Consider the following 22,789-nt stretch of genomic DNA (forward strand, 5'->3'; position numbering starts at 1 on the left):
TAATACCGTGAATGAAAATATGATCAAATTAACCAGCCTGTTTATTGGACTCACCTTACTGAGTCAGCCCCTTGCTGCCTCCGATGTCTCGACCGTCACTTTTTATGCGGCTAATAATGTTGGCGAAGTTGCCCCAGCCGAAGCCTACAAAAACCTGTTAAGTGAAAAGCAGCGTCAATTAGAAACCACCATGGTTGATATCATGCAATCTCATCATCTTGAGCAAAGTCAGGGTGAGGATATTCTGTGCATGTATCGAGCGGAATCTGACGGCCATTTGGCCGCGGAAAACAGTAAATTGTTTACCACTTCACCTTACCAATCCATTGCCGAAGATGAGATATTCACTATCTCAAAAGAACTGGTCAGTACCCTACAACAAGAAGCCGTTGCCGTCTTCATTCCCAACGAACAGGCTGACATTGGCGATACCACTATTTACCTTAACTCACACTATTACACAGTCGACGAGGTTTTAAAACGCATCAGCGAAAAATTGCCCCCGGAATACAGGCAGATCTATACCTTGCATTTTGACAGCACGTACGGTGATTTTCATAAAGCTCGAGTAGGTCGTGTTGAATGGTTAGGTCATCAGATTGATTCGTCTGTCATTGAAACGGCTTTCCCTGACGATACGATTGAATTAAAAAATGGACAGGCTTACCTTGTACTCAAAGACGGGCAAATAGTTAATTTTTAATTTTTATCACATCAGAAAACATGGGCTATACAGGGTATAGCCCCCATCAGCCAACAATATTTACATGAGATCATTAAGCAAGGCGGCCAAACGACAGCCGGCCAGAGCGATTCGTTGCTCAGCCGTTTCCTTCACCATGTCCTGATATTCATTGCTGGGCTTTTCGCCATGTTTGATTTGATACGCCTTGGCAATAGCCAATTGATAAGACTCCTGGCTCCAGGCCTTGGCATCAAGTGTCATGTTATTCACATGACAAGGCCAACGTTGTTCAATCTTCCACGCCTTGGCATTCAGTTGTTTATTGCTTAATTTGGCTGTTTTGAGAAAACCCCCGCCGTTATCCCAATACGAATGCAGGTTAGGGCCTATGGAATTTTCCCCCAGAATAACCAGATTCCCTCCCATATCCCCCTGCGGATGCTGAACGCTGAATTGGCTGATGGCGTGCAAGGGTTGATGGATGTCGCCCACCACATGCAAAAGAATTCTTAAACTGAACCCTTTGTTAAAAAAGCTGGCCTTGGGATCTTTAAGTACCCTTTTCGCCTTTTCAATGGCGTAAACCGCATTAATTTCATCGGGTTGAATCAGTTCAGTGCCATCGACAGAATAAGGAATATCAATGTAATGCATGGGTTGCAGCCACAGATCATTCATGTAACGCAGCCCATCCATCCAGGGTGCGGCATTCACCAGCGATTGCGATTTAAACACGCTGTCCAGTCCATGGTTGTAACGGACATACTGGGAACGGGCTTCCTTTTTCAGGTGATGGTAAGCAATCTGAGCGACCAGACGGTGTCCGGTCGCATTCCAACTGTAAGCTGTGCCGGCAGCCGCCAACGCAGCCATGGCAACGAAACGAACAACTCCTTTTTTCACTGCAACTCCCTTCTGATGGTTTATTAGCCTAAAAACGGTGACCAGGCTGGCTCCTGCACATCGCCTTCACGTGCCGGTAAACGCATGTGAATACGGCCATCGAGAGAAACGATACCTAATACACCCTTGTCATTATGACGCGTGGCGTAAAGAATCAACCGCCCATTTGGGGAAATGGAGGGGGATTCATCCAGGGTGGCGAAAGTCACCTGCGTGACACGGCCATTTTCGTCCTGGACGCCGATATTGAAACGGCTGTCCTGTTCTTTATGCAGCATGACAATGTGCCGTTGATCCGGGGTATAGGAAGCACGCGCATTGTAGCTGCCGTCATACGTGACACGTGACACATTGCCATCGGCCAGTGACAGGCGATAAACCTGAGGCGAACCGCCGCGTCCCGAGGTAAACAGCAGGCTGCGTCCATCCGGAGCAAAACGAGGTTCGGTATCAATGGCATCCCCAAAGGTCAGCTGTTTTAAACGGCCAGAGGACAAGTCGACAGTGTAAATTTTAGCACTGCCGCTTTTTGAAAGCACAACGGCCAACTGATTGCCGTCAGGCGACCAGGCAGGCGCCCCGTTAATACCGGTGAAATCAGTCACCAGACGCCGCTTACCCGTTTCAACAGAAACAATAAATATCTGCGCCTTTTTCTTTTCAAACGACACATAAGCAATTTGCCGTCCATCCGGCGACCAGGAAGGCGACATAATGGGCTCAGGGGAAACCAGCAGACTCTGGGGATTAAACCCATCGGCATCCGCCACCTCCAGAGAATAACGGGGACGTCCACTGTTGCGTTGCACCAGCACATAAGCAATGCGGGTAGAGAACACACCGCGCTCACCGGTCAATTTTTCATAGACCAAATCGCTGATATGGTGCGCCAAAGCCCGGATGTCGTTGCTGCCCACCTGAAAACTTTTGGTTAACAGACGTCCATTGGCTACCGCGTCAATCAAATCAAAACTGACATCATAGCGGTTAAAACCCAGTTTGCTGACCCGTCCGGTCAATACGCTGTCAGCACCGGCGCCGCGAAGAATGCTCACCCCTTGTGCACCGTCAGGCAGTCCCGGCGGTGTAGGAATGATTTTAAACTGGCCAGACAACTGCAAATCATGGTTAATGATCGTGGTCAGCTCAGAGCCGGCACTGTCATAGCCAAAGGAATTAATAGCAATGGGTAAAGCCGAGTTTATCCCTTGGGTTAACTCAAGATCGAGTGCGAAGACACCACCCGAACAGGCAGCGAAAAATAGCATTAACAGACGTTTTAACACGGTTATCCCCTCACGTTTTCTGGTCGTACGGTTAAACTGATATCGCGAAATATATCAAACGTTGCCGGATCAGTCGGTACCGGCAGCGGCGATGCTTTATAAATCGCGGTTTGTGCAGAGCGATCGAGAATTGGATCGCCGCTGCTGCGGATTAAACTCACTTCAAGAACCGCGCCATCGGGCGCTAAGCGAATTCTGAATTGACTGGACAATCCGCGATCGACATTATCGGGCAGGATCCATTGACGACCGATGGCATTGATAATCAGCGCTTTGTATTTATCCACTTCCCCGGCAAGGCGTGCTCGATTGGCCGCGGCCTGGGCGGCGTCTGCAGCCGCCTTCTCAGCCGCTGCCTTTTCGGCGGCCGCTTTTTCTGCGGCGGCTTTCTGTGCCGCCACTTTCACGGCCTCTTCCTTTTTCCGCGCTTCAGCTGCCGCCTGATCGGCCTTTAATTTGTCGGCTTTCGCTTTTTCCTCATCCTTTTTCTTTTGCAACTGGGCCAGTTTGGCGGCCTCTTCCTGTTGTTGTTTCTGAAGTTCTTTCTGTTTCTTTTTAAGCTCTTCCAGACGTTTGGCTTCCTGATCCTTTTGCAAAGCCAATTGTTTCAAGCGTTTTTGCTCTTCTTCCATCTGTTTCTTTCTGGCAATGGCGAGTTTATCCGCCTCTTCCTTTAATTTGGCAAGACGCTGCTGTTCCTGCAGACGTGCGCGCTTTGCCTGTTCGGCCTGTTGCGCTAACGCTTTCTGGCGGGCCTGCTCGGCTCTGATTTGCTGAGCCCGCTGCTCTTTTATACGATTCACCGTCTCCATGACTTCCTGGTTGTTCACGCTGACGGCTTTAACGATTTCTTTTTGTGGGGCATTGGCTTCTATCGGGGTCATCTCACCGGGGGTATTTTTTGCCTCATTCACCAGAACGGGACGTTTGCTGGACGACTCCGTCAACAATAACAGGGCTAACAATAAATGCAGCGTCAGAGCCGCATAAAACGCTTTGCGGTAACTCTGTTCAATCCTCATGCTTGGTTCTCCGAAATGGCCTCAGACGAATCGGTTAATAAACCCACCTGTTCAGCCCCTGCCTGTTTCAGCAAGGACATGGCGCCCACGACTTTGCCATAAGGCACACCCTGATCGCCTTTCACCAGGACATTAACAGGCTGGTTATTCTGTTTAGCCAATTCAAGCTCCGCAGCCACCCTGACCATGAGTGCTTTGGGCTCCATGGGCAAATCCGGCGCCGTGTTGATGTTTAAAAAATAATCGCCGCGCAAATTCACCGACACGATGATGGGTTCACGCTCCGTGGGTTTCAGTGACTGACTTGCAGCCTTGGGCAAATCCACCGTAACCCCCTGCGTGAGCATCGGGGCTGTAATCATAAAAATAACCAGCAAAACCAGCATGACGTCAATGTAGGGCACCACATTGATTTCCGCGATCGGTTGAGACGATTTGGTTTTTTTTCTTAACATCGTTTATCCTCTCACGGGCACAGCGCTTTGTTGTTCAATCAATGACACCAGTTCATCCTGAAACAGTTCGTATTGCTCAAGCAGATTGCCGGCACGGGTGCTGTAGCGGTTATAGGCAATAACCGCAGGAATCGCGGTAAACAATCCCAACGCCGTAGCCACCAGCGCCTCAGAAATACCGGGTGCGACCATGGCAATGGTTGCCTGCTGCGCCTGGCCTAAAGCCTGGAAAGACGTCATGATTCCCCATACTGTGCCAAACAGGCCGATGTAGGGAGAAATAGAGCCGACGGAGGCAAAAAACGGCAGGTGTTTTTCAAGCCGCATCGCTTCCTTGGCATGGCTGATTTGCATCACCCTCTGGATGGGTTCAAGCACAACCGCACCCTGCTTTCTTGCACGCACGTATTCTTTAAATCCCGCATGGAAAATAGCGGCTATCCCCTGTTTGTCATCCGCATGGCTATCGATATCAGCATACAATTTGCTCAAATCGCCGCTATCCCAGAAACGGCGGGTGAACTGATCGCACTGCTGTTTTTTGCGATTAAAAAACCATGCTCTCTGGATAATTAATGTCCAGGAGACGATGGAGGCAGAAAGTAAAATCAGCATCACGGTTTTAACTACCAAACCGGCTTGTAAAAAATAACCTAAGACACTGGCATGGCTACCCACGTTGATTCCTCCTACTTGTCTACTTCTTCTTAATTGTAATGGGGCGGTATACGCTGTATTTTCATTGCACTGTCGACACAGACAACCTTGACCTGCGCCTCGCAAAGCAGAGTATTATGCTGATTTCGCAGGCTTTGTTCAAATAAAACACTGCACGAACTTCGTTTAACAATGTCGCTGCTGACTAAAAGCAAATCATCAAGCTTTGCCGGATGCAGAAACTGCATCCTGACGTCGCTGATGACAAAATGCCGGTCATGCTCTGCCGCCATGCGGGTTAACGACCAATTTTTTTCACGCAACATTTCGGTTCGCGCCCGTTCAAAAAAACAAAGAAAATTGGCATGATAAACAATGCCCATCATGTCCGTGTCTTCAGCATAAACGCGAAAGCTGCTTTGATAACTCATTTTTATAACTCATGCTCAACCGGTTGCAGGCCAAAATGGTGATAGGCCACATTGGTCGCTATTCTACCGCGAGGCGTTCGCATGAGATAGCCTTGCTGGATAAGAAAAGGTTCAAGAACATCTTCAATTGTCCCTTTTTCTTCGCCAATCGCTGCGGCAATGCTGTCTAAACCCACCGGGCCGCCGCCAAAACGCTCGATGACCGTCAGCAGTAATTTTCTATCCATAACATCAAAACCGAGTTTATCGACATCAAGCATTTGCAAAGCCTGATGCGCCACATCGCGGTTAATCCTGCCATTGCCTTTGACTTCGGCATAATCGCGCACACGACGCAACAGCCGGTTGGCAATCCGTGGGGTACCCCGTGAGCGCATGGCGATTTCACGCGCGCCCTCTTCGTCTGTTTGAACCTTGAGCAGCCGCGCGGAACGGGAAACAATGTGGGTTAAGGCATCGACAGGATAAAATTCCAAGCGTTGCACAATACCAAATCGATCACGCAGGGGTGAGGTTAAAAGGCCGGCGCGGGTCGTGGCCCCGACTAACGTAAATGGCGGCAATTCCAGCTTAATGGAGCGCGCGGCCGGTCCCTCGCCAATCATGATATCCAGCTTGTAGTCTTCCATGGCAGGGTAAAGGATTTCCTCAATCAGAGGGCTTAAGCGATGAATCTCATCAATAAACAGCACATCATTTTCTTCAAGGTTGGTGAGGATAGCGGCCAAATCGCCTGCTTTATCCAATACGGGACCTGAGGTCTGGCGCAGATTCACCCCCAGTTCATGGGAAATAATATTGGCCAGTGTGGTTTTACCAAGCCCGGGAGGCCCAAAAATCAGGACATGATCCAGGGCATCGCGACGGTTTTTAGCCGCGTCAATAAAAATCTGCATCTGCGAGCGCACGACGTCCTGGCCAATGTATTCCTTAAGGCTTAAAGGGCGGATGGCGCGGTCAATCGCTTCTTCGGAATCAGCGGGCGTGGCGCTGATGAGTCGATCACTTTCGAGCATGGAGGAGTCATGGATTAATCATGGATGCAGCCATTCTAACACAGCTTTTTAATGCTTTCTCTTGTCATTTGGTTTATTAATACCTGTCCAAAGCATCTCGCGGGTGCGGCAAATGCGGGAGCGAACCGTACCCAGCGGACATTTGAGGTAAGCGGCCACTTCATCATAACTTAAACCGCCAAACACGTGCAGGAGAAAGCACTGCTGCATGCCCAAAGGCAACCGGCCAAACAGGACATCCAGGCGTTTCCCTAATTGAAATTCAATTAACAGGGCCTCTGGGTTGGCCACCGTATCGGACGGCAGGCACTCAACGGCCGCCTCACGCTCAGCCATTAATTGCCGGCTTCGGTAATAGTTTTTAACGGTGTTTTGAATGATGCGATAGAGCCAGGTGGTGAAACTTGATCGGCAGTCAAATTGCCGGATATGGCGAAATAATTTAATGCAGACATCCTGTACCAGATCATTGACCGCTGCAGCGTCGTGCACCTGCAGCCTGATTTGCAGGGTAATTTTTTGGTAATAGCGGGATATCAGTTGGTTAATGGCCTTTTCATTGCCATTAAGTGCACTATGAATTAATTGATAATCCGTTTCCCCTGATGATAGGCCCATGATATCAATATCCAACCATATTGGATAATATATCGACAAATTTGGCGCATTCTTTAATGCTATTTCACTTTTTCAATGATTTTCAAATGCCTGAAATCCTCTGGACGAAGCTGATCACAAAAAATGACCAGTACCTTTTGGCTGTCCTCAGAAAAAAATTTAATCAGCATGAACAGGCCTGCATGCAGCAGCAGGCGATGCCGGGCCACTGTTTCCGTGGCATGAGGACTGAGCAAGTGCCAGGTACCGCCCTGATGAATGAATTCCCGGTAATGACCGGCCGGATAAGGTGTCCTGATTCCCAGAGCGAGTACTATCAGGAGAATGATTATCAATGGCAAGCACACAGCCCATGGCAACCCCGAATGAATCAGCAGCCAGGAGGCGGCTGCATTGAGCAACACCAGCAAGTACAGATAATGGGTGGATTTATTTAAGGTAATCCTGTAATTGAATTCGTCTGACAATGTCTTCCACGTCCCTATTGGCTGGTGCGCTGCCCATTAACCAGCTGTAAAGGACTGGATCGGGCTGCTGCAGCAAGATTTCAAATTGAGCAAGTTGCTCCTCATTCAGCTGGTCCAGCTGGCGGTTAAGAAATTGGTTCAGGAGAAGATCCAGTTCCAACATCCCGCGTCGGCATTGCCATGTCAGTTTTGCTTTTCTGGCTGCGTCCATCATGGTTATTCAGTTGTAAAAGCGGTGAATGTTACACTAAACTTGCAAACTATCGCAATCATAAGGCAATTTCAGGTCATCCTATGAATCATAGCGCTTACACTATCGCAAACCGTACTTACGAAACCCGACATCCTCTTGCGGATGAAGTTCATTTTGATGCCGCTGAAAATTATGTTTTTCATCTGCCCGATTTAGCAGTCCTTGCCGTGGAAGGCGCCAAAGCGGCTGATTTTCTGCAGGGTCAGGTGACCTGTGATGTGCGCCTGGTCACTCCTTCCACCGTGCAGCGGGGTGCCTTATGCAACCTGAAAGGGCGCATCATGGCCTTGCTTGACGTGATTGATTGGCAGGGTTATCACCTCGTGTTACAAAAGGATTTGATTGATGACACTAAAAACAGTCTGGCCAAGACGGCCATGCTGTCGCGCGTAAGCCTGCAGGTTAAGACGGATTGGCATGCAGTTGGTTTTTTAATCAACAACAGCAGCCAGACACTGCCGCGGCTCACCTTGCCCGACGAATCAGGTCATGCCGCCGCCGCTGATGATTACTGTTGTTATTCCCTCGGCAATAATCTGTTTCTGGCACTTATCCGTCAGGACAGAATAAGCCATTACCTTGAGGGCTTCCCTGCGTCACAGCACCGCGGTACGCTCGGCTGGCATTATTTGCAGCTTTTAAACCGTCATGTGACCATCTATCCTGAAACCCGCGGTCTGTTTCTCGCGCATCGCCTTGATTTGCACAAACAGGGTTACATCAGTTTTGACAAGGGGTGCTACAAAGGGCAGGAAATCATCGCCCGCACACACTATAAAGCCAAATTGAAGCATGGGCTTAAGGTGTTCACCGTCTTCAGCGACAAGCCTCTGGTACCTGGCAGTCGTCTTTTTAATGAGGGAACCCAGCAAGAAATAGGTGAGCTGGTCGATTGTTGTCCCAAAGGCAGCGATTGCTACTTAATCGCGGTGAGCATTCAGTTTGAGCATGCTCAGGTGGTGACTGTCGAAAACCAGAGTGAACCCCTGACTTTGCTTGATGCCTTGGAAAACCCAAAGAGGCATTAAGCCGGATTCCGCCTTTGAAGGTCGAAACCCGGCTTATGCCTTTCGATCACAGGTGAGGCGTATCCACATTCCGGCGCCCAGGCAACATGCGTTGCACAACGCCATCTTTGTCAACAAAGTAATGTTTCAATGCACCGGCCACGTGCAGAACCAGCAGCGCAATAATAATCCAGGCGATAACCTCATGCACTTCCGCCAGAAAATGAGCCAGCGATTCATCTTTAGGAATACCGGGCAACGTTAACGTAACCAAGCCAAACAAACGCGGCGGCCTGCCGGCAGCCACTGACATCACCCAGCCCACAATGGGCATGAGAATAACAAACACATACAGGGCATATTGCACAAAGCGAGCAGCAAAGACCTGCCAAGCCGGCACTGACGCGGGCAAAGCCGGTTTGCCGGTGCGAATTATCCAGATGATTCGTAAAATCATCAAGGCCAGAATGGTAATCCCGAATGACTTGTGCATCATGTAGGCCATGCCTTGCCATTGCTCCGGTACATCATCCAGAAAAAAACTTCCCGCCAGCATGAGAATTAAAATCAACGCCACAGCCCAGTGAAAAAATTTGGAACCGGACGAATAGGCCATTACGGATTTACCATTGTTCAATTTTCAACTCCTTGTCATGATTCACGGCTACCGAAGTAGCCGCTTTGTTTTAGGCTGTGACTTCCTTCTCGGACATCTGCAAGGTCGTCTGGGTTAAATCAAGCAATTCTCTGATGGCCACAAAAAACATGGTGTAGTTCAGAGACTGGCTTGAACGCAGATCAGCCAGAATATGCCGCCAGCGTTCAATCAGGGTGGTATGGTTTTCAGCCCAATGAGCGAATGATTTCATTGAATCTTTTTTCTTTTCATCCAGGCTGATAATACCCACTGTCAATTGCCGTTGCTGCCAATCCAAATCATCCCGCAAGGCTTCACGGGATAAAGACTCCCAGTTATTTTCAGTGGGATGAACAATAACCTGTGAACGGATCCAGCCTAAATCAAGGAATTCACCGATAGCAAAGTAAGCCTGCGCCACCTGCGTGACACTCAACTCCATTTTCTGCGCCACTTCAATGATGTCCATGGCGGAGAATAAGGCGCGAGTGATGGTCAGCTCATGAGCAAATTCCTCATCAATACCCAAATCAATGTAATGTTGATATTGCTCTTTGTATTGGGCAAGGTTTCCTTCACTGTAAATCGTGGGGATGGCCTTTTTCAATTCCTCCACTCCCGGACCGTAGAGTTTCACGGCTTTGCCAATGTTCAGGCGCATACGCTGACTGCGCAAGAACCAACGGGTTACCCGACGCATTAACCGTACATACAGCATGACAATATCAATCTGACGGGACGCATTGACAAAGGATTCCAGGGCGCTGATTTTTTTCAACACACCGTCAATGTTAAGCACCGTTCTCGCAATCATATAGGCACGGACAATCGCTGAAACCGGCGCGCCGGTTTCATCCTGCATGCGGTAAATGAACGTGAAGCCCATCTCATTGACGATGATGTTGCTTAATCGGGTCGCGATAATTTCGCGGCGCAGAGGATGCTCCTGCATCTGGGTGCTGAAGCGCTCCTGAAGCGGCTTTGGAAAATAGCTGACCAGGAATGTTTTCAAATACGCGTCTTCAGGGACATTGGTCGCCAGTATCTGTTCTTTAAGAATGGTTTTACTGTAGCACAATAAAACAGCGATGGATGGCGGCACAAGCCCTTTACCGATCAGTTTACGTTCAGCAAACATCTTGTCGTCTGGCAGGAATTCGAGAGACCTGTCGATTTTTCCAGTGCGCTCCAATTCATTGATGTAGCGCATGTGCAATTCAACCGATTTTAACGCCTGAGCGGCGGTATAGCTGATGGCCCGTGGTTGGGCAAAATTATCCCTCAATACCAGCGCGGCGACTTCATCCGTCATTTCAGCCAGCAGCTCATTGCGTTGTTTGGGAGTTAAATCACCGGCAGCGACAATGCTGTTTAACAGAATTTTGATGTTAACTTCTTTGTCAGAACAGTTTACACCACCTGAATTGTCAATGAAGTCAGTGTAAATTAACCCCCCTTCCATCGCGTATTCCACGCGGGCCAACTGGGTTAATCCGAGGTTACCTCCCTCGCCCACCATTTTACATCGCAACTGCTTGGCATTGATGCGGGTCGCGTCATTGGTCCGATCGCCAACGTCTGCGTGGGTTTCGCTTTGCGCTTTGACGAAGGTTCCAATCCCCGCACTCCACAACAGATCCACCTTGGCGCGAAGGATAATGCGAATCAGTTCATTCGGTTCAATCTGAGTCTGTTTGATGCCGAAAACCTGCTTCATCTCCTTGCTGACCGGAATGGATTTGGCGCTGCGGTTAAACACGCCGCCGCCTTTGGAAATTAACTTCTTGTCGTAATCGCTCCAGTTTGAACGCGGCAGATTAAACAGGCGCTCACGTTCTTTGAAGCTGAGTTCAGGATCGGGATCCGGATCAATGAAAATATGGAGGTGGTTAAACGCACCCAGCAATTTGATATGCCGAGACAGCAACATGCCGTTACCGAACACATCCCCGGCCATGTCGCCAATACCCACCACGGTAAAGTCATTATTGATGTCCATGCCGGACTCGTAAAAATGACGTTTGACGGATTCCCAGGCACCGCGGGCAGTAATACCCATTTTTTTATGGTCATAGCCCACGGAACCGCCCGATGCAAAGGCGTCTCCGAGCCAGAAGCCGTACTCTAAAGAAATGGCGTTAGCAATATCAGAGAACGACGCGGTTCCCTTATCGGCGGCCACCACGAGGTAAGGATCGTCTTCGTCATAACACAGGACATTGGCCGGTTTTTCAACCACGGAGCCCTTGTAGTTATCGGTGATATCAAGCAGGCCGCGGATAAATTCCTGATAGCAGGCAATCCCTTCCGCCTGAATGTCTTCACGGCTGCCGTTTAAAGGCAGGTGTTTGGGCACAAAACCGCCTTTTGCACCGCTTGGCACGATGACCGCGTTTTTAACCTGCTGGGCTTTCATGAGGCCTAAGATTTCGGTTCTGAAATCTTCTTTTCGGTCAGACCAGCGCAAGCCCCCGCGGGCGACTTTACCGCCGCGCAGATGCACACCCTCAAAGCGGGGCGAGTAAATGAAAATTTCAAACATGGGATAGGGTTTTGGCACACCCGGAATCGCCTTGCTGTTGAGTTTGATGGAAATGTTTTTCTTGGGATTTCCTTTGGCATCCACCTGATAATAATTGGTCCTCAACGTGGCAGAAATCGCATGCACGTACTGACGGATGATTTTATCCTCATCCAGGTTGCTAACATTATCTAAAGCGGTAAAAATCTGATCGATCTGACTAGTAAACTGGTCTTCGCGATGAGTGTTGGGCTCGGGATTAAAGCGGGTTTCAAACAACTCAACCAGTTTTTTAGCAATTGCCGCATTATTATGCAAAGCCAACTCAATGTATTCCTGACTGAACGTCAAGCCGATTTGTTTAAAGTACTTTGCGTAAGTACGCAAAACCGCCACCTGACGCCAATTGAGACCGGCCGCCAGTACCAGCTGGTTAAAGCCATCGTTCTCAGCATGACCAAACCAGACGCTGGCAAAGGCATTCTGGAACAAGTCCTTGATGCCATCGATATCGAAACAGGCGCCGCGGATGTATTGCAGAGCAAAATCATTAATCCAGGTGATGCTGCCGTCTTCAAATTTCAACACATACGGCCGTTCACTGATTGCCCGCATGCCGAGTCGTTCAACGATGGGCAGGACATCCGACAGTGGAATGGTGGTGCTGTGCTGATAAATCTTAAGGCGGAAACTGTCAGCCACTTCATCCATGGGACGATAAAAATTCATCACCAGCGGGTTTTCTTCCGACAAGGCTTCCACATGCTTGATGTCATAGACTGCGGTTCGCGGCGAGAAAGTGTCACAATAAGAAACCGGAAATGCACCACGGTATCGGGCAAACAGGTGATTGGCCTGTTCTTCGCCGAAGGTTTCCACCAGGAAATGCTGCAATTCGTCATTCCATGAGCGGCCAACCTCAATCAGTTTCTGCTCAATTTCTTTGAAATCCCATTGCGTTTCATCCTGAGGATTGGTTCGGATGATGAAATGAATACGCGCCAGCACCGATTCTGAGAACCAGGTGGAAAAGGTGATTTCTTCCGCATTAAAGCTTTTCTCAAGGATATGCTGCATGGCCTGCCGCAATTCAGTGTTGAAACGCTCTTTGGGAACATAAACCAGACAGGAAATAAAGCGTCGATACACATCCACGCGCGCAAACATACGAATACGGCGGCGCTCCTGCATGTAATAGATGCCCATGGCAATTTCCAGCAACTCGTCTTCAGAGGCCTGGATTAAATCGTCGCGGGGCAGGGTTTCAAGAATATTCAACAACACTTTACCGGCATGGCTTCGCGGCACCAGTGTCGAATTGTTCATTACTTTAGCGACTTTATGGCGCAGGAACGGGATGTGTTTGGGATTGGTGTTGTAAGCGGCCGAGGTGTACAGGCCGATAATTCGCATCTCCCCTATCACCTGGCCCTTTTTATTAAAGCGTTTAACGCCGATATAGTCCGTGTAGGCCTGGCGATGAACTGTGGCTTCGGTATTGGTTTTGAACATGACCAGGGCTCGGGAAGACAGGGTGAGTTCACGCGCTTCAGGGGTCATGGCCGAAATGCTTCGGGCGGTGGATTTGCTAAGGCTTGGCCGCAACACCCCCAGTCCGGTTTCCGGCAGAGGCTGTAGAATTGTTTCATGCCCTTTTTCAATCAGTTCGTAATCGCGAATGCCGAGGAAGGTGAAATGATGGTCTTCAATCCATTCCAGGAATGCCTTGGTTTCTTCCGCTTCCGCGGGATCAAGAACTTCTGGGGCATCGTCAAGTTCAGCAATGGCTCGTCGTACCCGCTCACGCATCGCCGGCCAATCTTCAACCACGGCGCGATTGTCTTCAAGAACGCGGTCAAAATTGCGATGCAGTTCCTCAAGTATTGCCGGATCCGTTTGCCGGTCAATTTCCATGAAAATCGGTGCTTCGACAAAAATGCCTTTCTTCTTATCCATTGCAGGATTGGTGCTGCGGGGCAATACCTGCACCACCTGATTCTTGTCATTCCGTTTAACGGTAAGGCCACCCATGTGGATGACCAGATGTGCTTCAAAGCCCATGCGGTTGACGACCATTCGCAAGGAATCAACCAGAAAAGGCATGTCGGTGGTCAGTACCTCGACCACCGTGTGGGTTGTTTGCCAGCCGTGTCTTTCAAAATCGGGGTTATAAATACGTATTTTGGTTTCATTGGGTGCGCGGGTCTGGATGAGAGACCAGAAATTAATCGCTGCCCCATAAAGATCTTCAATATCCCATTCGCACAGGTCTTCCATGGCAACTGTGCTGTAAAACTGCCGCACGAACTCGGAGCACAATTGGGCTTGCTCGGGTTCCATTTTACGTTTCAGTTTATCAACGATGGCATAAATGATTAAATCTTTACCTTCTTCGAATTTGTAAGACATTCAATCACCTCAATTAGGCACAAAAAATTAGCTGCCGCGCATTATATACTGGTGTTTCGCAACTTACACGGCAATAGTGCAAATTTATTAAACTATTATTCAATAAAGACCGGGGTACCCACGGCAACCCAGTCCGCTACTTCGATCATATCCTTATTGCGCATGCGAATACATCCCCGGGAGCCGGGGGTACCCAGAGGCGTTGAGTCGGGTGTGCCGTGGATATAAATGTAGCGTTTTAGGCTGTCGACGTCACCGCCCTGATTGCGCCCTGGCTCCATACCATCCAGCTGCAGAATCCGGGTTAATATCCAGTCTCGCCCCGGGTAGCGCGCGGCGAGGGAGGCATCGTAAATTTCACCCGTCCATTCTCGACCTACAAACACACTGTTTTCGGCAGCATCCAATCCAATGCGGGAATGAATACGGTGCCAGCCGCGGGGCGTGCACTCACTGCCCATGCCCTCACCCAGGCCATTTTTTCCGGTGGACACCGGGTAGGTTTTCCAAAGCGCATCCTGCTCATAACAGGCCATGCTTTGCCTTGCGGCTGAAATGTAAATGTATTGCTTCATCGGGACATCACTTGATTGCTACGGTTTTAATATTAACAAATTCCAAAATACCCTCACGTGAAAGCTCCCGCCCATAGCCTGAGTGTTTTATGCCGCCAAACGGTAATCTCGGATCGGAAGCTACCAGGGCATTGACAAAACAACTGCCGGCTTCGATGCGGTTTTTGGCAATGTCTTCGCCGCGCACAATGTCACGGGTAAACACAGCGCCTGCCAACCCATACGGGCTTTGGTTGGCCAGACGAATGCCTTCTTCTTCACTGTCCACCTGAATGACTGCGATAACCGGACCAAATAACTCCTCCTCAAAGGCCGTCATGCCGGGTTTGACATTCACCAGCAAGGTGGGCGGATAATAAAATCCTGGGCCGGCAGGCAATACGCCGCCTTCCACCAGACGTGCGCCCTGCTTCACACTCTCAAGAACCTGTTGATGCAGCGTATCACGCAGATCCTCACGCGCCATCGGACCCAACGTGGTTTCAGGGTTGCCAGGCTCACCCATGGCGTAGTGTTGCAGGCGTTGTTGAATTTTGGCCACCAGTTCATCATGAACGGAAGCCACGGCGATAATGCGTTTGGCTGCAATGCAAACCTGACCGCAATTACTTAAACGAGATTTAATGATGCAATCCGCCGCCAAATCGAGGTCCGCATCATCAAGCACAAGGTAGGGATCGCTTCCACCCAATTCGAGTACAGATTTTTTCAAATGCGACGCCGCATTGGCCGCGACTACACGGCCCGCTTTCTCGCTTCCGGTAAAGCTCAGGGAGGCTATTTTCTTATGAGCAATGATCGCAGCCGCTCCCTCATTATCAACAACCGCCTGTTGAAACAGGTGGGGAGGGAAACCCGCCTCAATGAACAATTTTTCAATCGCGAAACCGCACCCCGTGGTCACCGGCGCGTGTTTTAAAATCACGGCATTCCCTGCCATGATGGCCGGTATCGCGCAACGATAAACCTGCCAGAAAGGGAAATTCCAGGGCATGATCGCAAAAACAATGCCCAGCGGTTGGTAATACACCGTGGATTTCTGCAATTCGGTCTGTATGGTTTGCGGCTTTAAATACTCGTCTGCCTTTTCGGCATAATGTTCACCAAGCCAGGCGCATTTTTCTATTTCCGCCTCACCCTGAGCAATAGGTTTACCCATCTCACGGGCGATTAACAGGGCGAGTTCCTTTTTTTTTCGGCGAAGTAAATCGCTTAAGGCAAGCATGTGCTGGCGTCTGAATTCAAAGGCGGTTTCGCGCCAGCCGAGGAAGGCTTTGTCTGCCCGTTCAAGGAGAAGATCCACGTCTTTACTGGAAAGCAGAGGGTATGCAGCAAGTTTTTCTTCGGTAGCCGGATTGATTGTCTGAATGCTCATGGCGGTGTGGGATTCTTATTAATTTAAAAGAGTTTAGACTATCTCTGCGCGAGTGCAACAGTTTAAAGCGGCACCGCCAGAAGTTGACACCCGCAATGGATAATATTTAATTCAGTTTTTATATTTTTATTCATAATGTGTCCATTCTAGCAAAATAATCAATTCGTGTATTACTTTCAGTGGTTGCCTAGAGGATTTGATTGTTGTTACTATTTTCAGAACGATAGGCGGATACGTACACTGTGCGTCTGCATGAATTTACTTTACTCCACATTGGGATAATTTTAATGACAAATAGAACTCTAGGCTACCACCCCGCTCATTACCTGGTTGCCTGGGCCGTCCATGCGTTTACCGCCAGCGCAGCCTGCTTTGGACTTTTAACGCTGGCCAAAATTTACCAGCATGATTATGTACAGGCTCTGTGGTTCATGGCTATAACGGTTGTTATTGACGCCCTCGATGGCACGCTGGCACGGCTGGTCAGAGTAAAAACCGTATTGCCGAATATTGATGGGGCGCTGCTGGACAATATTGTTGATTACCTCAATTACGTCATCACGCCCTGTTTTTTCCTGTTCGTTAAACCGGACATGCTGTCTGCGGATGTCAAATTGTTCATTATTGTGGCCATTACAATCGCCTCATCCTATCAATTTTGTCAGTCCGATGCGAAAACGCCTGATCATTTCTTCAAAGGGTTTCCCTGTTATTGGAACATTGCCGTGTTTTACATGTTTATTTTCAACACGTCCATGTCCACCAATGCCCTGATTCTCACCCTCCTGTGCATTCTGGTTTTCGTTCCGATTAAATACGTTTACCCGTCACGACTTGATTACCTGACGGAATCCAGAACCCTTAAAATCATGATGCACAGTTTTTCGTTGATTTACGGCATCAGTTCGGCACTGATCTTGTGGAACTACCCTCAGATTAATCCCGTTTATCTGGCAGTTTCACTGGGTTATGTCATCATGTACCTGTCTTTAAGCGTGTACAGGACCTACTCTCCCATGATCATTTCCCGCATGTCTGCGCATAAAGAATCATAGAATCATTCACATTTGCCTAAAGACTGATTAATATAATGCGTTTTCAATGTGAGGATTGAGGTGAGTATGTCTGTTTACCGTTGTACGTTTACTGTGTTGGCAACCTGTTTATTAATGAACACCGTGTCGCATGCCGAAGCATTTCCCCATGGTTGCGAAGTCAGCGGCTTTGGTTACAGTAATTACCACCTGATTGTGAATGAAACCGGTGATCAAGCCTTTTACCTCATCCAGAATCGCAGCGACAGAACCATCGAACTCCAGCGCATTGAAACGCGTGAAGTGTTTATGAGTCCTCCGCTGACTGCCAAACTTGAACCAGCGAATTGGGCCGCCTTTGCCTCGGACATTCGCGAAATGCATTTTCAATGCTTCTACACTGAAAATGACAACACAGCCAAAGTGAATTGCCGCGATGTCCTGGATGTTTGCCAATATCCCCGAGTTAAATTTGCTTTGAGTAATATGGGAAATTACTGGGTATCTACTAATAAATCACAACGACAGGTCATTAATGATGCCGCCGCAAAAGGAATTTACTTACGATGGTAAGGTACCTCTCAGTACCCACAATAAATTATTCGCGCTGCTTGGCGTTCTAGGCAGCATTGTTTCGCTTCTTGGATTGATTAAAATGCCGGCGCAATTGTATTTTGTCGCTGGCTCGACGCTCTTGTTATTCACTGCCCTGCATTTCAAACTGGTTTATTTTATCGCCCTGGAATTGATATTAATTGCCGGACATGGCGCGGTCCTTCTCGGCATTGGCCCTGCTCTGCAATTAGCCATTCCCATCCTGCTTTGTGTGCAATTATTGTTTTTTTACTCCTTAAGCGGCCAGTTAACCAATTTATTTATTCTCATCGGGATAACCGGCATCGCGCTGCTGTCGATAGGGCTTGCTTATGAAAATCAATGGGTTTTTTTCAGCGGCGGTAGTGCAGTGGCCTGTTATGCGTTCTACAATGCATCCAGTAAAAAAGCGGCGTTAATCTGGGCGATACTGAATTCATTATTTGCTCTGATTGCAATCCTGAAAATACTTGTTTTTTAATTCTGGAGATTTTATGGCTAAAACACCTTCTACCATGTCCCCACTGGGAACCCAGGCCCCTGTTTTTTCGTTGACTGACGTGGTATCCGGTAAAACGATCAATCTCAAGCAGGACAACAAAGCCAAAGCCACGGTGATTATGTTTATCTGCAATCATTGCCCTTATGTGAAACACATCAACCGGGAATTAACACGACTCGCCAATGATTACCTGCCCAAAGACATACGCTTTTATGCCATTAACTCCAATGATGTTGTCAATTATCCTGATGATTCGCCCGACAACATGAAGCGTACGGCAATAACAGAACAATACCCCTTCCCCTATCTTTTTGATGAAACCCAGGAAGTAGCCAGGGCGTATCAAGCAGCCTGCACGCCCGATTTTTTTGTCTATGACAATCAGCTGTCGCTGATTTATCGTGGCCAATTTGATGACTCCAGGCCAGGGAATCCCATCCCGGTGACAGGTGAATCCATTCGTTTAGCCCTTGATTGCGTGCTGGCGAATCAAAAAGTGAGTGACACACAAAAACCAAGCCTGGGGTGTAACATTAAATGGAAAGCGTAATGCCCGAATTTAAATTGTCGTTCTATGTGCCGGAAAGTCATCTGCAAGAGGTCAAGCAGGCGTTGTTTGACGCAGGGGCCGGCAAGCTCGGAAATTATGATCAGACCTGTTGGCAAACCCTGGGACAGGGGCAATTTCGTCCGCTGCAAGGCGCAAACCCTACGCTGGGTGAGCGATTGGAGCTGACCTATGTCACCGAAGTCAAAGTGGAAATGCTGTGTGAAGAGGGTCGTTTGCCGGACGCGATTAGGGCATTGAAACAAGCGCATCCCTATGAAGAACCTGCCTATGATATTGTCAGGCTTGAGCAAGTGAAATAAAAAAGCCTGCTGAAGCAGGCTTTTTTACACGAGGCATCCTTATTTGGAAGCAACCACCTGAATTTGAAGCATCGCAATCACATCGCTGTGAACATGAACTTCAACAGTGAAATCACCCACAGAATGGATAGGACCCTCTGGCATGACGATTTCGCGTCGGCTGACTTCAATGGATCGCTCCACCAGAGCATCCCGGATTTCATTCACGCCAACCGAACCGTACAGCTTGCCTTCGTCACTGGCCATGGCTGAGATAACCAGGGTGATGTCGTTCAACTTGGCTGCACGTTGTTCGGCAACAGCCTGAGCCTGTTGTGCTTTCTTCTCAAGCTCGGCACGACGTTCTTCAAACAATTTAATGTTTTCTGCAGTAGCGAATACGGCCTTGCTTTGTGGAATCAGAAAATTTCTGCCAAAACCATTAGCAACATTCACTTTGTCGCCAAGTTTGCCTAAATTTCTAACGTTTTCTAACAAAATAACTTGCATCTCTTACCCCTTGTTCTGATTTTCGCCCGCTAAAAACAAGCGGCGCGCTCTCAAATTAAATAAACTATCGATTGATCCAAACAACACATACACCGGCAGCATAATGTACGGCACCACAACGATGGGCATCAGTAATAACACCCAGAACGCGAGACGACGTTTTTGAGCCAGTAGACTGAGAATTAGACTAATCCCAGCCGCCATCAGATAGACAAAAAATAACGGTAAACAACTTAATAACACGGGGTTATGCTGATAGACCCCATAAAGGCATACCAATAGCAAAACAACCGCGGCACTGTTGGCACGAAACGCCATGACTTCCCTTTTGAAACCGCCAGGGTAAAAGAGCATGGATTGTACGGCGCGTGCCACTAACAGCGAAAAAACCGCTGATAACAAGACACTGATGGCCTTAATGCCTAACAGATAATTTGCGAGACTGACCTGGTTTTCAGGCGGTTGATGCTCAAGCAGGCTGGCAATGACATTTCCCTGATCAAGGGCTTTGAGCATTTCCTGAACCATTTTATATTGGGCAAGGATAAACTCGGAAGCCAGGCTATGAACCAGAAGGATAACCACTGTCGCCAGACTGATGATAAAAACAGCCACCTTCTGCCAACTGGCGGTTGCGCGCAGCAAGCAGGCCCCCATGTAGCAGGTCAGGTAGGTCAGGGCAATGGTTGACAGCAGATAAGGGCTTGAAGTAGTCATCTCTGCCATGCAGAGAGAGACTGTCAGCCCGATGATCAAGCATTGGCAACCAGAAGCCCAGCCTTTACGCAGGGTGACCAGGGCCATAACAGACAAGGACACCCAGGCGGTAAACGGAATTACCGCCAATACGGCCGTCAAAAACCAGGCATATTTCTCATTTTGCAATAAGAAATGGCCCTGTTTTTGTAAAAGTCCGCCCGTGTGTTTCATTTTTACCGATGGCTATCGCAGTATGGCAGTAAACCCAGGAAACGAGCGCGTTTAATGGCAATGGCCAATTGACGCTGAAAACGGGTTTGAGTGCCAGTTATACGGCTTGGAACAATTTTACCAGTTTCGGTAATGTAGTTCTTTAACATGTTCAGATCTTTGTAGTCGATTTCAAACGAATCTTCACCGCTGAAACGACACATTTTTTTGCGACGTGAATAAGCTGTCATAAATAAATCCCCTTAAGCTGCTCGGTTGTCTTTTTCTTTTTTCATTAACATGGATTCCGTGGTAATCGCATGTTTCTGACTGATAATTAATTCACGCAAAATCGCATCGTTGAATTTGAATGCGTTTTTTAATTCATCAAGGGCAGTTTGATTACATTCGATGTTCATCAGAATATAATGGGCTTTATGAACTTCTTTGATAGGGTAAGCCAGCTGTCTGCGGCCCCAGTCTTCTTTACGATGAATAGCCCCGCCATGCTTGGTAATGATACCTTCATAGCGCTCGACCATCGCAGGAACCTGTTCACTTTGATCGGGGTGAACAAGGAATACAATTTCATAATGTCTCATGAATTTTCCTTATGGATAATAGCCTTCTTTAACTTAAAATAAAGTAAGGCAAGGTTAAAAAAACGCTCGATTGTAACTGATTTAGAACCTTATAGCAATCGAAGGTGTGGTAACCGATCAAGCCTTGTTTGCTCATGCAGTTTAAAAATAATCTATGGACGTTAGGCCTAACCCGCTATCTCTCCTGTTCAGAGGGCAGACAATCAGGCTAGCCTCCCCTCTGTGCCGGACAAAAACGCTTAAAGAGATGAGATATTATAAATAACTCGCTGATTTTAAATGTATTTCATATAATCATTTCGTCTAAAAAAGGATGTAAATATGAAATATATCAGCGAGTTGAGTGGAATTTTAAGCCAGAGATTGAATTGGCACAAGTCACGCATTGACTGTTTTGCCCAAATGTTATTAGCCTTGTTTATGGTGAGAAGTGTTAATTTAAGTGAAATTGCGGTTGCAATGGATGGTGATAGAGCGAGCATTGATTCCCGCTACAAAAGAGTATACCGTTTTTTTTCAAAGTTTGAGGTAGATTTTACCTGGATTGCTCGCTGGATATACTCTCTGTTTTTTAATAAAGCTCACAAGGTTTATTTAGCCATAGACAGGACAAATTGGTATTGGGGTAAAGCCAAAATCAATGTGTTTATGTTGTCTATTTGTTATGAAGGAATAGCCATACCCATATTTTGGCGACTGCTAAAAAAAGCAGGAGGCACGACGGGTAAAGAGCAGATAGAATTATTATCTCGATTTATTAATACGTTTGGTAAAGAATCAATACAAGGCATACTCGGTGATCGAGAATTTCCTAACAAAGCACTCATAGCTTGGCTTGTAGCAGAGAATATTCCCTTTTATTTACGGATTAAGGGGAACGTAGACGTGTGTATTGGCAAAAAGAAATTTAAAGCTTCGGCACAGTTATTCAGCCACTTAGCCCCTTATCAGCACCAAGTATTTGGTATGAAAGTCCATGTTTTTGGGCACTCACTTTATTTGACCGGAAGCAAAAATTCTCGGGAAGACTTGATGATTGTTATCACAAATCAACCACCCAAAAATGCAATTGCTTGCTATTTGCGCCGTTGGGAAATAGAAACGCTTTTTGCCTCTTTAAAAACAAAGGGATGGCGATTTGAAGATACACGAGTCATTGAGCCTAAGCGCATCGAAAAGCTCTTGGTTTTACTCGCCTTGGGCTTTGTTTGGGCACATCGAATTGGCGAGTGGAAAGCATCTATCAAGCCTATTCCTCTTAAAAAATTACGCAACCAAAAAAGACCAAAAAATAGCTTTTTTCGATTGGGCTTAGATCATCTCAGAGATTTGCTCACCAATCACAGAATCAATATAAAATTGTTTGCTAAATTATCAAATTGGATTCTGTTTGCCTTAGATGAGACTGTTTTTTAAAAAATTGTCCGGCACAAAGTAGCCTCCCTCTAAACGGAATTTACTTAAGGTTTAGT

At 47.8% G+C, this 22,789-nt stretch carries 26 protein-coding genes; 8 read left to right on the top strand and 18 right to left on the bottom strand.

Annotation, left to right across the window (positions count from 1 at the left end; translation table 11 throughout):
• Positions 1 to 19 precede the first annotated feature (19 nt).
• Positions 20 to 703 carry a hypothetical protein gene (locus DYE45_RS08395; protein ID WP_133138204.1) on the top strand — a complete coding sequence of 228 codons (684 nt, stop codon included), beginning with the start codon at positions 20 to 22 and terminating at the stop codon, positions 701 to 703.
• Between the two features lie 60 nt (positions 704 to 763).
• Here the strand turns inward: DYE45_RS08395 and DYE45_RS08400 are convergent, their stop codons facing one another.
• From DYE45_RS08400 to DYE45_RS08445, 10 genes are read right to left on the bottom strand one after another with little or no spacing between them, the layout of a single operon-like run.
• The gene (locus DYE45_RS08400) at positions 764 to 1,588 is read right to left on the bottom strand and encodes a S1/P1 nuclease (protein ID WP_120082951.1); all 825 of its coding nucleotides are present in this window, start codon (positions 1,586 to 1,588) and stop codon (positions 764 to 766) included.
• Positions 1,589 to 1,611: 23 nt separating this feature from the next.
• On the bottom strand, positions 1,612 to 2,856 hold the full coding sequence (gene tolB, locus DYE45_RS08405; protein WP_165481709.1) for a Tol-Pal system beta propeller repeat protein TolB: 1,245 nt from the start codon (positions 2,854 to 2,856) through the stop codon (positions 1,612 to 1,614).
• Between the two features lie 20 nt (positions 2,857 to 2,876).
• Positions 2,877 to 3,896, bottom strand: coding sequence for a cell envelope integrity protein TolA (gene tolA, locus DYE45_RS08410; RefSeq protein WP_115300753.1), 1,020 nt, complete (start codon positions 3,894 to 3,896; stop codon positions 2,877 to 2,879).
• Entirely contained in the window at positions 3,893 to 4,351 is a 459-nt protein-coding gene (gene tolR, locus DYE45_RS08415; protein ID WP_108293878.1) for a protein TolR, read from the bottom strand. Before tolR ends, tolA begins: the two co-directional genes overlap by 4 nt.
• 3 nt (positions 4,352 to 4,354) lie before the next feature.
• A complete protein-coding gene (gene tolQ, locus DYE45_RS08420) occupies positions 4,355 to 5,029 on the bottom strand; it encodes a protein TolQ (protein WP_108293880.1) in 675 nt (224 codons plus the stop codon).
• A 29-nt stretch (positions 5,030 to 5,058) separates the two neighbouring features.
• The gene (locus DYE45_RS08425; RefSeq protein ID WP_108293882.1) at positions 5,059 to 5,439 is read right to left on the bottom strand and encodes a YbgC/FadM family acyl-CoA thioesterase; all 381 of its coding nucleotides are present in this window, start codon (positions 5,437 to 5,439) and stop codon (positions 5,059 to 5,061) included.
• Positions 5,440 to 5,441: 2 nt separating this feature from the next.
• On the bottom strand, positions 5,442 to 6,455 hold the full coding sequence (ruvB, locus tag DYE45_RS08430) for a Holliday junction branch migration DNA helicase RuvB (protein ID WP_115300754.1): 1,014 nt from the start codon (positions 6,453 to 6,455) through the stop codon (positions 5,442 to 5,444).
• A gap of 48 nt (positions 6,456 to 6,503) precedes the next feature.
• Positions 6,504 to 7,073, bottom strand: coding sequence for an RNA polymerase sigma factor (locus DYE45_RS08435; RefSeq protein ID WP_108293886.1), 570 nt, complete (start codon positions 7,071 to 7,073; stop codon positions 6,504 to 6,506).
• A 59-nt stretch (positions 7,074 to 7,132) separates the two neighbouring features.
• Positions 7,133 to 7,540 (bottom strand): protein YgfX, encoded by a 408-nt coding sequence (locus DYE45_RS08440; protein WP_133138203.1) that lies wholly within the window; start codon positions 7,538 to 7,540, stop codon positions 7,133 to 7,135.
• Positions 7,503 to 7,754, bottom strand: coding sequence for an FAD assembly factor SdhE (locus DYE45_RS08445; RefSeq protein ID WP_108293890.1), 252 nt, complete (start codon positions 7,752 to 7,754; stop codon positions 7,503 to 7,505). The genes DYE45_RS08440 and DYE45_RS08445 overlap by 38 nt, the downstream gene beginning before the upstream one ends.
• 80 nt (positions 7,755 to 7,834) lie before the next feature.
• Between DYE45_RS08445 and ygfZ the strand changes: the two genes are divergently transcribed.
• The gene (gene ygfZ / locus DYE45_RS08450; protein WP_160160704.1) at positions 7,835 to 8,821 is read left to right on the top strand and encodes a CAF17-like 4Fe-4S cluster assembly/insertion protein YgfZ; all 987 of its coding nucleotides are present in this window, start codon (positions 7,835 to 7,837) and stop codon (positions 8,819 to 8,821) included.
• A gap of 46 nt (positions 8,822 to 8,867) precedes the next feature.
• On the opposite strand, the gene DYE45_RS08455 is transcribed toward ygfZ, so the two are convergent.
• From DYE45_RS08455 to DYE45_RS08470, 4 genes are all read right to left on the bottom strand, one after another.
• Positions 8,868 to 9,437 carry a cytochrome b gene (locus DYE45_RS08455; protein ID WP_242602716.1) on the bottom strand — a complete coding sequence of 190 codons (570 nt, stop codon included), beginning with the start codon at positions 9,435 to 9,437 and terminating at the stop codon, positions 8,868 to 8,870.
• A 49-nt stretch (positions 9,438 to 9,486) separates the two neighbouring features.
• Entirely contained in the window at positions 9,487 to 14,367 is a 4,881-nt protein-coding gene (locus tag DYE45_RS08460) for an NAD-glutamate dehydrogenase (protein ID WP_108293896.1), read from the bottom strand.
• Positions 14,368 to 14,462: 95 nt separating this feature from the next.
• Positions 14,463 to 14,942 carry a L,D-transpeptidase gene (locus DYE45_RS08465; protein ID WP_108293898.1) on the bottom strand — a complete coding sequence of 160 codons (480 nt, stop codon included), beginning with the start codon at positions 14,940 to 14,942 and terminating at the stop codon, positions 14,463 to 14,465.
• A 7-nt stretch (positions 14,943 to 14,949) separates the two neighbouring features.
• Entirely contained in the window at positions 14,950 to 16,317 is a 1,368-nt protein-coding gene (locus DYE45_RS08470) for an NAD-dependent succinate-semialdehyde dehydrogenase (RefSeq protein ID WP_108293900.1), read from the bottom strand.
• Between the two features lie 287 nt (positions 16,318 to 16,604).
• Here DYE45_RS08470 and pcsA point away from each other — a divergent pair, with 287 nt between their 5' ends.
• From pcsA to DYE45_RS08495, 5 genes are all read left to right on the top strand, one after another.
• On the top strand, positions 16,605 to 17,372 hold the full coding sequence (gene pcsA / locus DYE45_RS08475; protein WP_108293902.1) for a phosphatidylcholine synthase: 768 nt from the start codon (positions 16,605 to 16,607) through the stop codon (positions 17,370 to 17,372).
• A 66-nt stretch (positions 17,373 to 17,438) separates the two neighbouring features.
• Positions 17,439 to 17,924 carry an enhanced entry protein EnhB gene (locus DYE45_RS08480; protein ID WP_108293904.1) on the top strand — a complete coding sequence of 162 codons (486 nt, stop codon included), beginning with the start codon at positions 17,439 to 17,441 and terminating at the stop codon, positions 17,922 to 17,924.
• Positions 17,887 to 18,426, top strand: coding sequence for a hypothetical protein (locus DYE45_RS08485; RefSeq protein ID WP_242602715.1), 540 nt, complete (start codon positions 17,887 to 17,889; stop codon positions 18,424 to 18,426). The genes DYE45_RS08480 and DYE45_RS08485 overlap by 38 nt, the downstream gene beginning before the upstream one ends.
• 13 nt (positions 18,427 to 18,439) lie before the next feature.
• Positions 18,440 to 18,997, top strand: a complete 558-nt coding sequence (locus tag DYE45_RS08490) for a thioredoxin family protein (protein ID WP_115300756.1) — start codon at positions 18,440 to 18,442, stop codon at positions 18,995 to 18,997.
• Complete coding sequence (locus DYE45_RS08495; protein WP_115300757.1) at positions 18,997 to 19,317, top strand: YqfO family protein; 321 nt, start codon at positions 18,997 to 18,999, stop codon at positions 19,315 to 19,317. The genes DYE45_RS08490 and DYE45_RS08495 overlap by 1 nt, the downstream gene beginning before the upstream one ends.
• Positions 19,318 to 19,356: 39 nt before the next feature.
• Here DYE45_RS08495 and rplI read toward each other — a convergent pair whose 3' ends face one another.
• From rplI to rpsF, 4 genes are read right to left on the bottom strand one after another with little or no spacing between them, the layout of a single operon-like run.
• Positions 19,357 to 19,806 carry a 50S ribosomal protein L9 gene (rplI, locus tag DYE45_RS08500; protein ID WP_108293910.1) on the bottom strand — a complete coding sequence of 150 codons (450 nt, stop codon included), beginning with the start codon at positions 19,804 to 19,806 and terminating at the stop codon, positions 19,357 to 19,359.
• A 3-nt stretch (positions 19,807 to 19,809) separates the two neighbouring features.
• Positions 19,810 to 20,736, bottom strand: coding sequence for a hypothetical protein (locus DYE45_RS08505; RefSeq protein WP_108293912.1), 927 nt, complete (start codon positions 20,734 to 20,736; stop codon positions 19,810 to 19,812).
• Positions 20,737 to 20,738: 2 nt separating this feature from the next.
• Positions 20,739 to 20,966, bottom strand: coding sequence for a 30S ribosomal protein S18 (rpsR, locus tag DYE45_RS08510; RefSeq protein ID WP_058526896.1), 228 nt, complete (start codon positions 20,964 to 20,966; stop codon positions 20,739 to 20,741).
• A gap of 12 nt (positions 20,967 to 20,978) precedes the next feature.
• On the bottom strand, positions 20,979 to 21,317 hold the full coding sequence (gene rpsF / locus DYE45_RS08515; RefSeq protein WP_058530739.1) for a 30S ribosomal protein S6: 339 nt from the start codon (positions 21,315 to 21,317) through the stop codon (positions 20,979 to 20,981).
• A 321-nt stretch (positions 21,318 to 21,638) separates the two neighbouring features.
• Between rpsF and DYE45_RS08520 the strand changes: the two genes are divergently transcribed.
• Entirely contained in the window at positions 21,639 to 22,733 is a 1,095-nt protein-coding gene (locus tag DYE45_RS08520) for an IS4 family transposase (protein WP_115300758.1), read from the top strand.
• Positions 22,734 to 22,789 lie beyond the last annotated feature (56 nt).

It is taken from the genome of Legionella taurinensis (genome assembly GCF_900452865.1).
GTDB classification, from domain to species: Bacteria; Pseudomonadota; Gammaproteobacteria; order Legionellales; family Legionellaceae; genus Legionella_C; species Legionella_C taurinensis.

What these genes read in the sequence shown, in the direction of transcription:
- DYE45_RS08395 (WP_133138204.1), top strand. Translation starts at nt 20, where the DNA reads ATGATCAAATTAACCAGCCTGTTTATTGGACTCACCTTACTGAGTCAG.
- tolB (WP_165481709.1), bottom strand. Translation starts at nt 2,856, where the DNA reads ATGCTATTTTTCGCTGCCTGTTCGGGTGGTGTCTTCGCACTCGATCTT.
- tolA (WP_115300753.1), bottom strand. Translation starts at nt 3,896, where the DNA reads ATGAGGATTGAACAGAGTTACCGCAAAGCGTTTTATGCGGCTCTGACG.
- tolR (WP_108293878.1), bottom strand. Translation starts at nt 4,351, where the DNA reads ATGTTAAGAAAAAAAACCAAATCGTCTCAACCGATCGCGGAAATCAAT.
- DYE45_RS08425 (WP_108293882.1), bottom strand. Translation starts at nt 5,439, where the DNA reads ATGAGTTATCAAAGCAGCTTTCGCGTTTATGCTGAAGACACGGACATG.
- ruvB (WP_115300754.1), bottom strand. Translation starts at nt 6,455, where the DNA reads ATGCTCGAAAGTGATCGACTCATCAGCGCCACGCCCGCTGATTCCGAA.
- DYE45_RS08435 (WP_108293886.1), bottom strand. Translation starts at nt 7,073, where the DNA reads ATGGGCCTATCATCAGGGGAAACGGATTATCAATTAATTCATAGTGCA.
- DYE45_RS08445 (WP_108293890.1), bottom strand. Translation starts at nt 7,754, where the DNA reads ATGATGGACGCAGCCAGAAAAGCAAAACTGACATGGCAATGCCGACGC.
- ygfZ (WP_160160704.1), top strand. Translation starts at nt 7,835, where the DNA reads ATGAATCATAGCGCTTACACTATCGCAAACCGTACTTACGAAACCCGA.
- DYE45_RS08460 (WP_108293896.1), bottom strand. Translation starts at nt 14,367, where the DNA reads ATGTCTTACAAATTCGAAGAAGGTAAAGATTTAATCATTTATGCCATC.
- DYE45_RS08465 (WP_108293898.1), bottom strand. Translation starts at nt 14,942, where the DNA reads ATGAAGCAATACATTTACATTTCAGCCGCAAGGCAAAGCATGGCCTGT.
- DYE45_RS08470 (WP_108293900.1), bottom strand. Translation starts at nt 16,317, where the DNA reads ATGAGCATTCAGACAATCAATCCGGCTACCGAAGAAAAACTTGCTGCA.
- pcsA (WP_108293902.1), top strand. Translation starts at nt 16,605, where the DNA reads ATGACAAATAGAACTCTAGGCTACCACCCCGCTCATTACCTGGTTGCC.
- DYE45_RS08480 (WP_108293904.1), top strand. Translation starts at nt 17,439, where the DNA reads ATGTCTGTTTACCGTTGTACGTTTACTGTGTTGGCAACCTGTTTATTA.
- DYE45_RS08485 (WP_242602715.1), top strand. Translation starts at nt 17,887, where the DNA reads ATGATGCCGCCGCAAAAGGAATTTACTTACGATGGTAAGGTACCTCTC.
- DYE45_RS08490 (WP_115300756.1), top strand. Translation starts at nt 18,440, where the DNA reads ATGGCTAAAACACCTTCTACCATGTCCCCACTGGGAACCCAGGCCCCT.
- DYE45_RS08495 (WP_115300757.1), top strand. Translation starts at nt 18,997, where the DNA reads ATGCCCGAATTTAAATTGTCGTTCTATGTGCCGGAAAGTCATCTGCAA.
- rplI (WP_108293910.1), bottom strand. Translation starts at nt 19,806, where the DNA reads ATGCAAGTTATTTTGTTAGAAAACGTTAGAAATTTAGGCAAACTTGGC.
- DYE45_RS08505 (WP_108293912.1), bottom strand. Translation starts at nt 20,736, where the DNA reads ATGAAACACACGGGCGGACTTTTACAAAAACAGGGCCATTTCTTATTG.
- rpsR (WP_058526896.1), bottom strand. Translation starts at nt 20,966, where the DNA reads ATGACAGCTTATTCACGTCGCAAAAAAATGTGTCGTTTCAGCGGTGAA.
- rpsF (WP_058530739.1), bottom strand. Translation starts at nt 21,317, where the DNA reads ATGAGACATTATGAAATTGTATTCCTTGTTCACCCCGATCAAAGTGAA.
- DYE45_RS08520 (WP_115300758.1), top strand. Translation starts at nt 21,639, where the DNA reads ATGAAATATATCAGCGAGTTGAGTGGAATTTTAAGCCAGAGATTGAAT.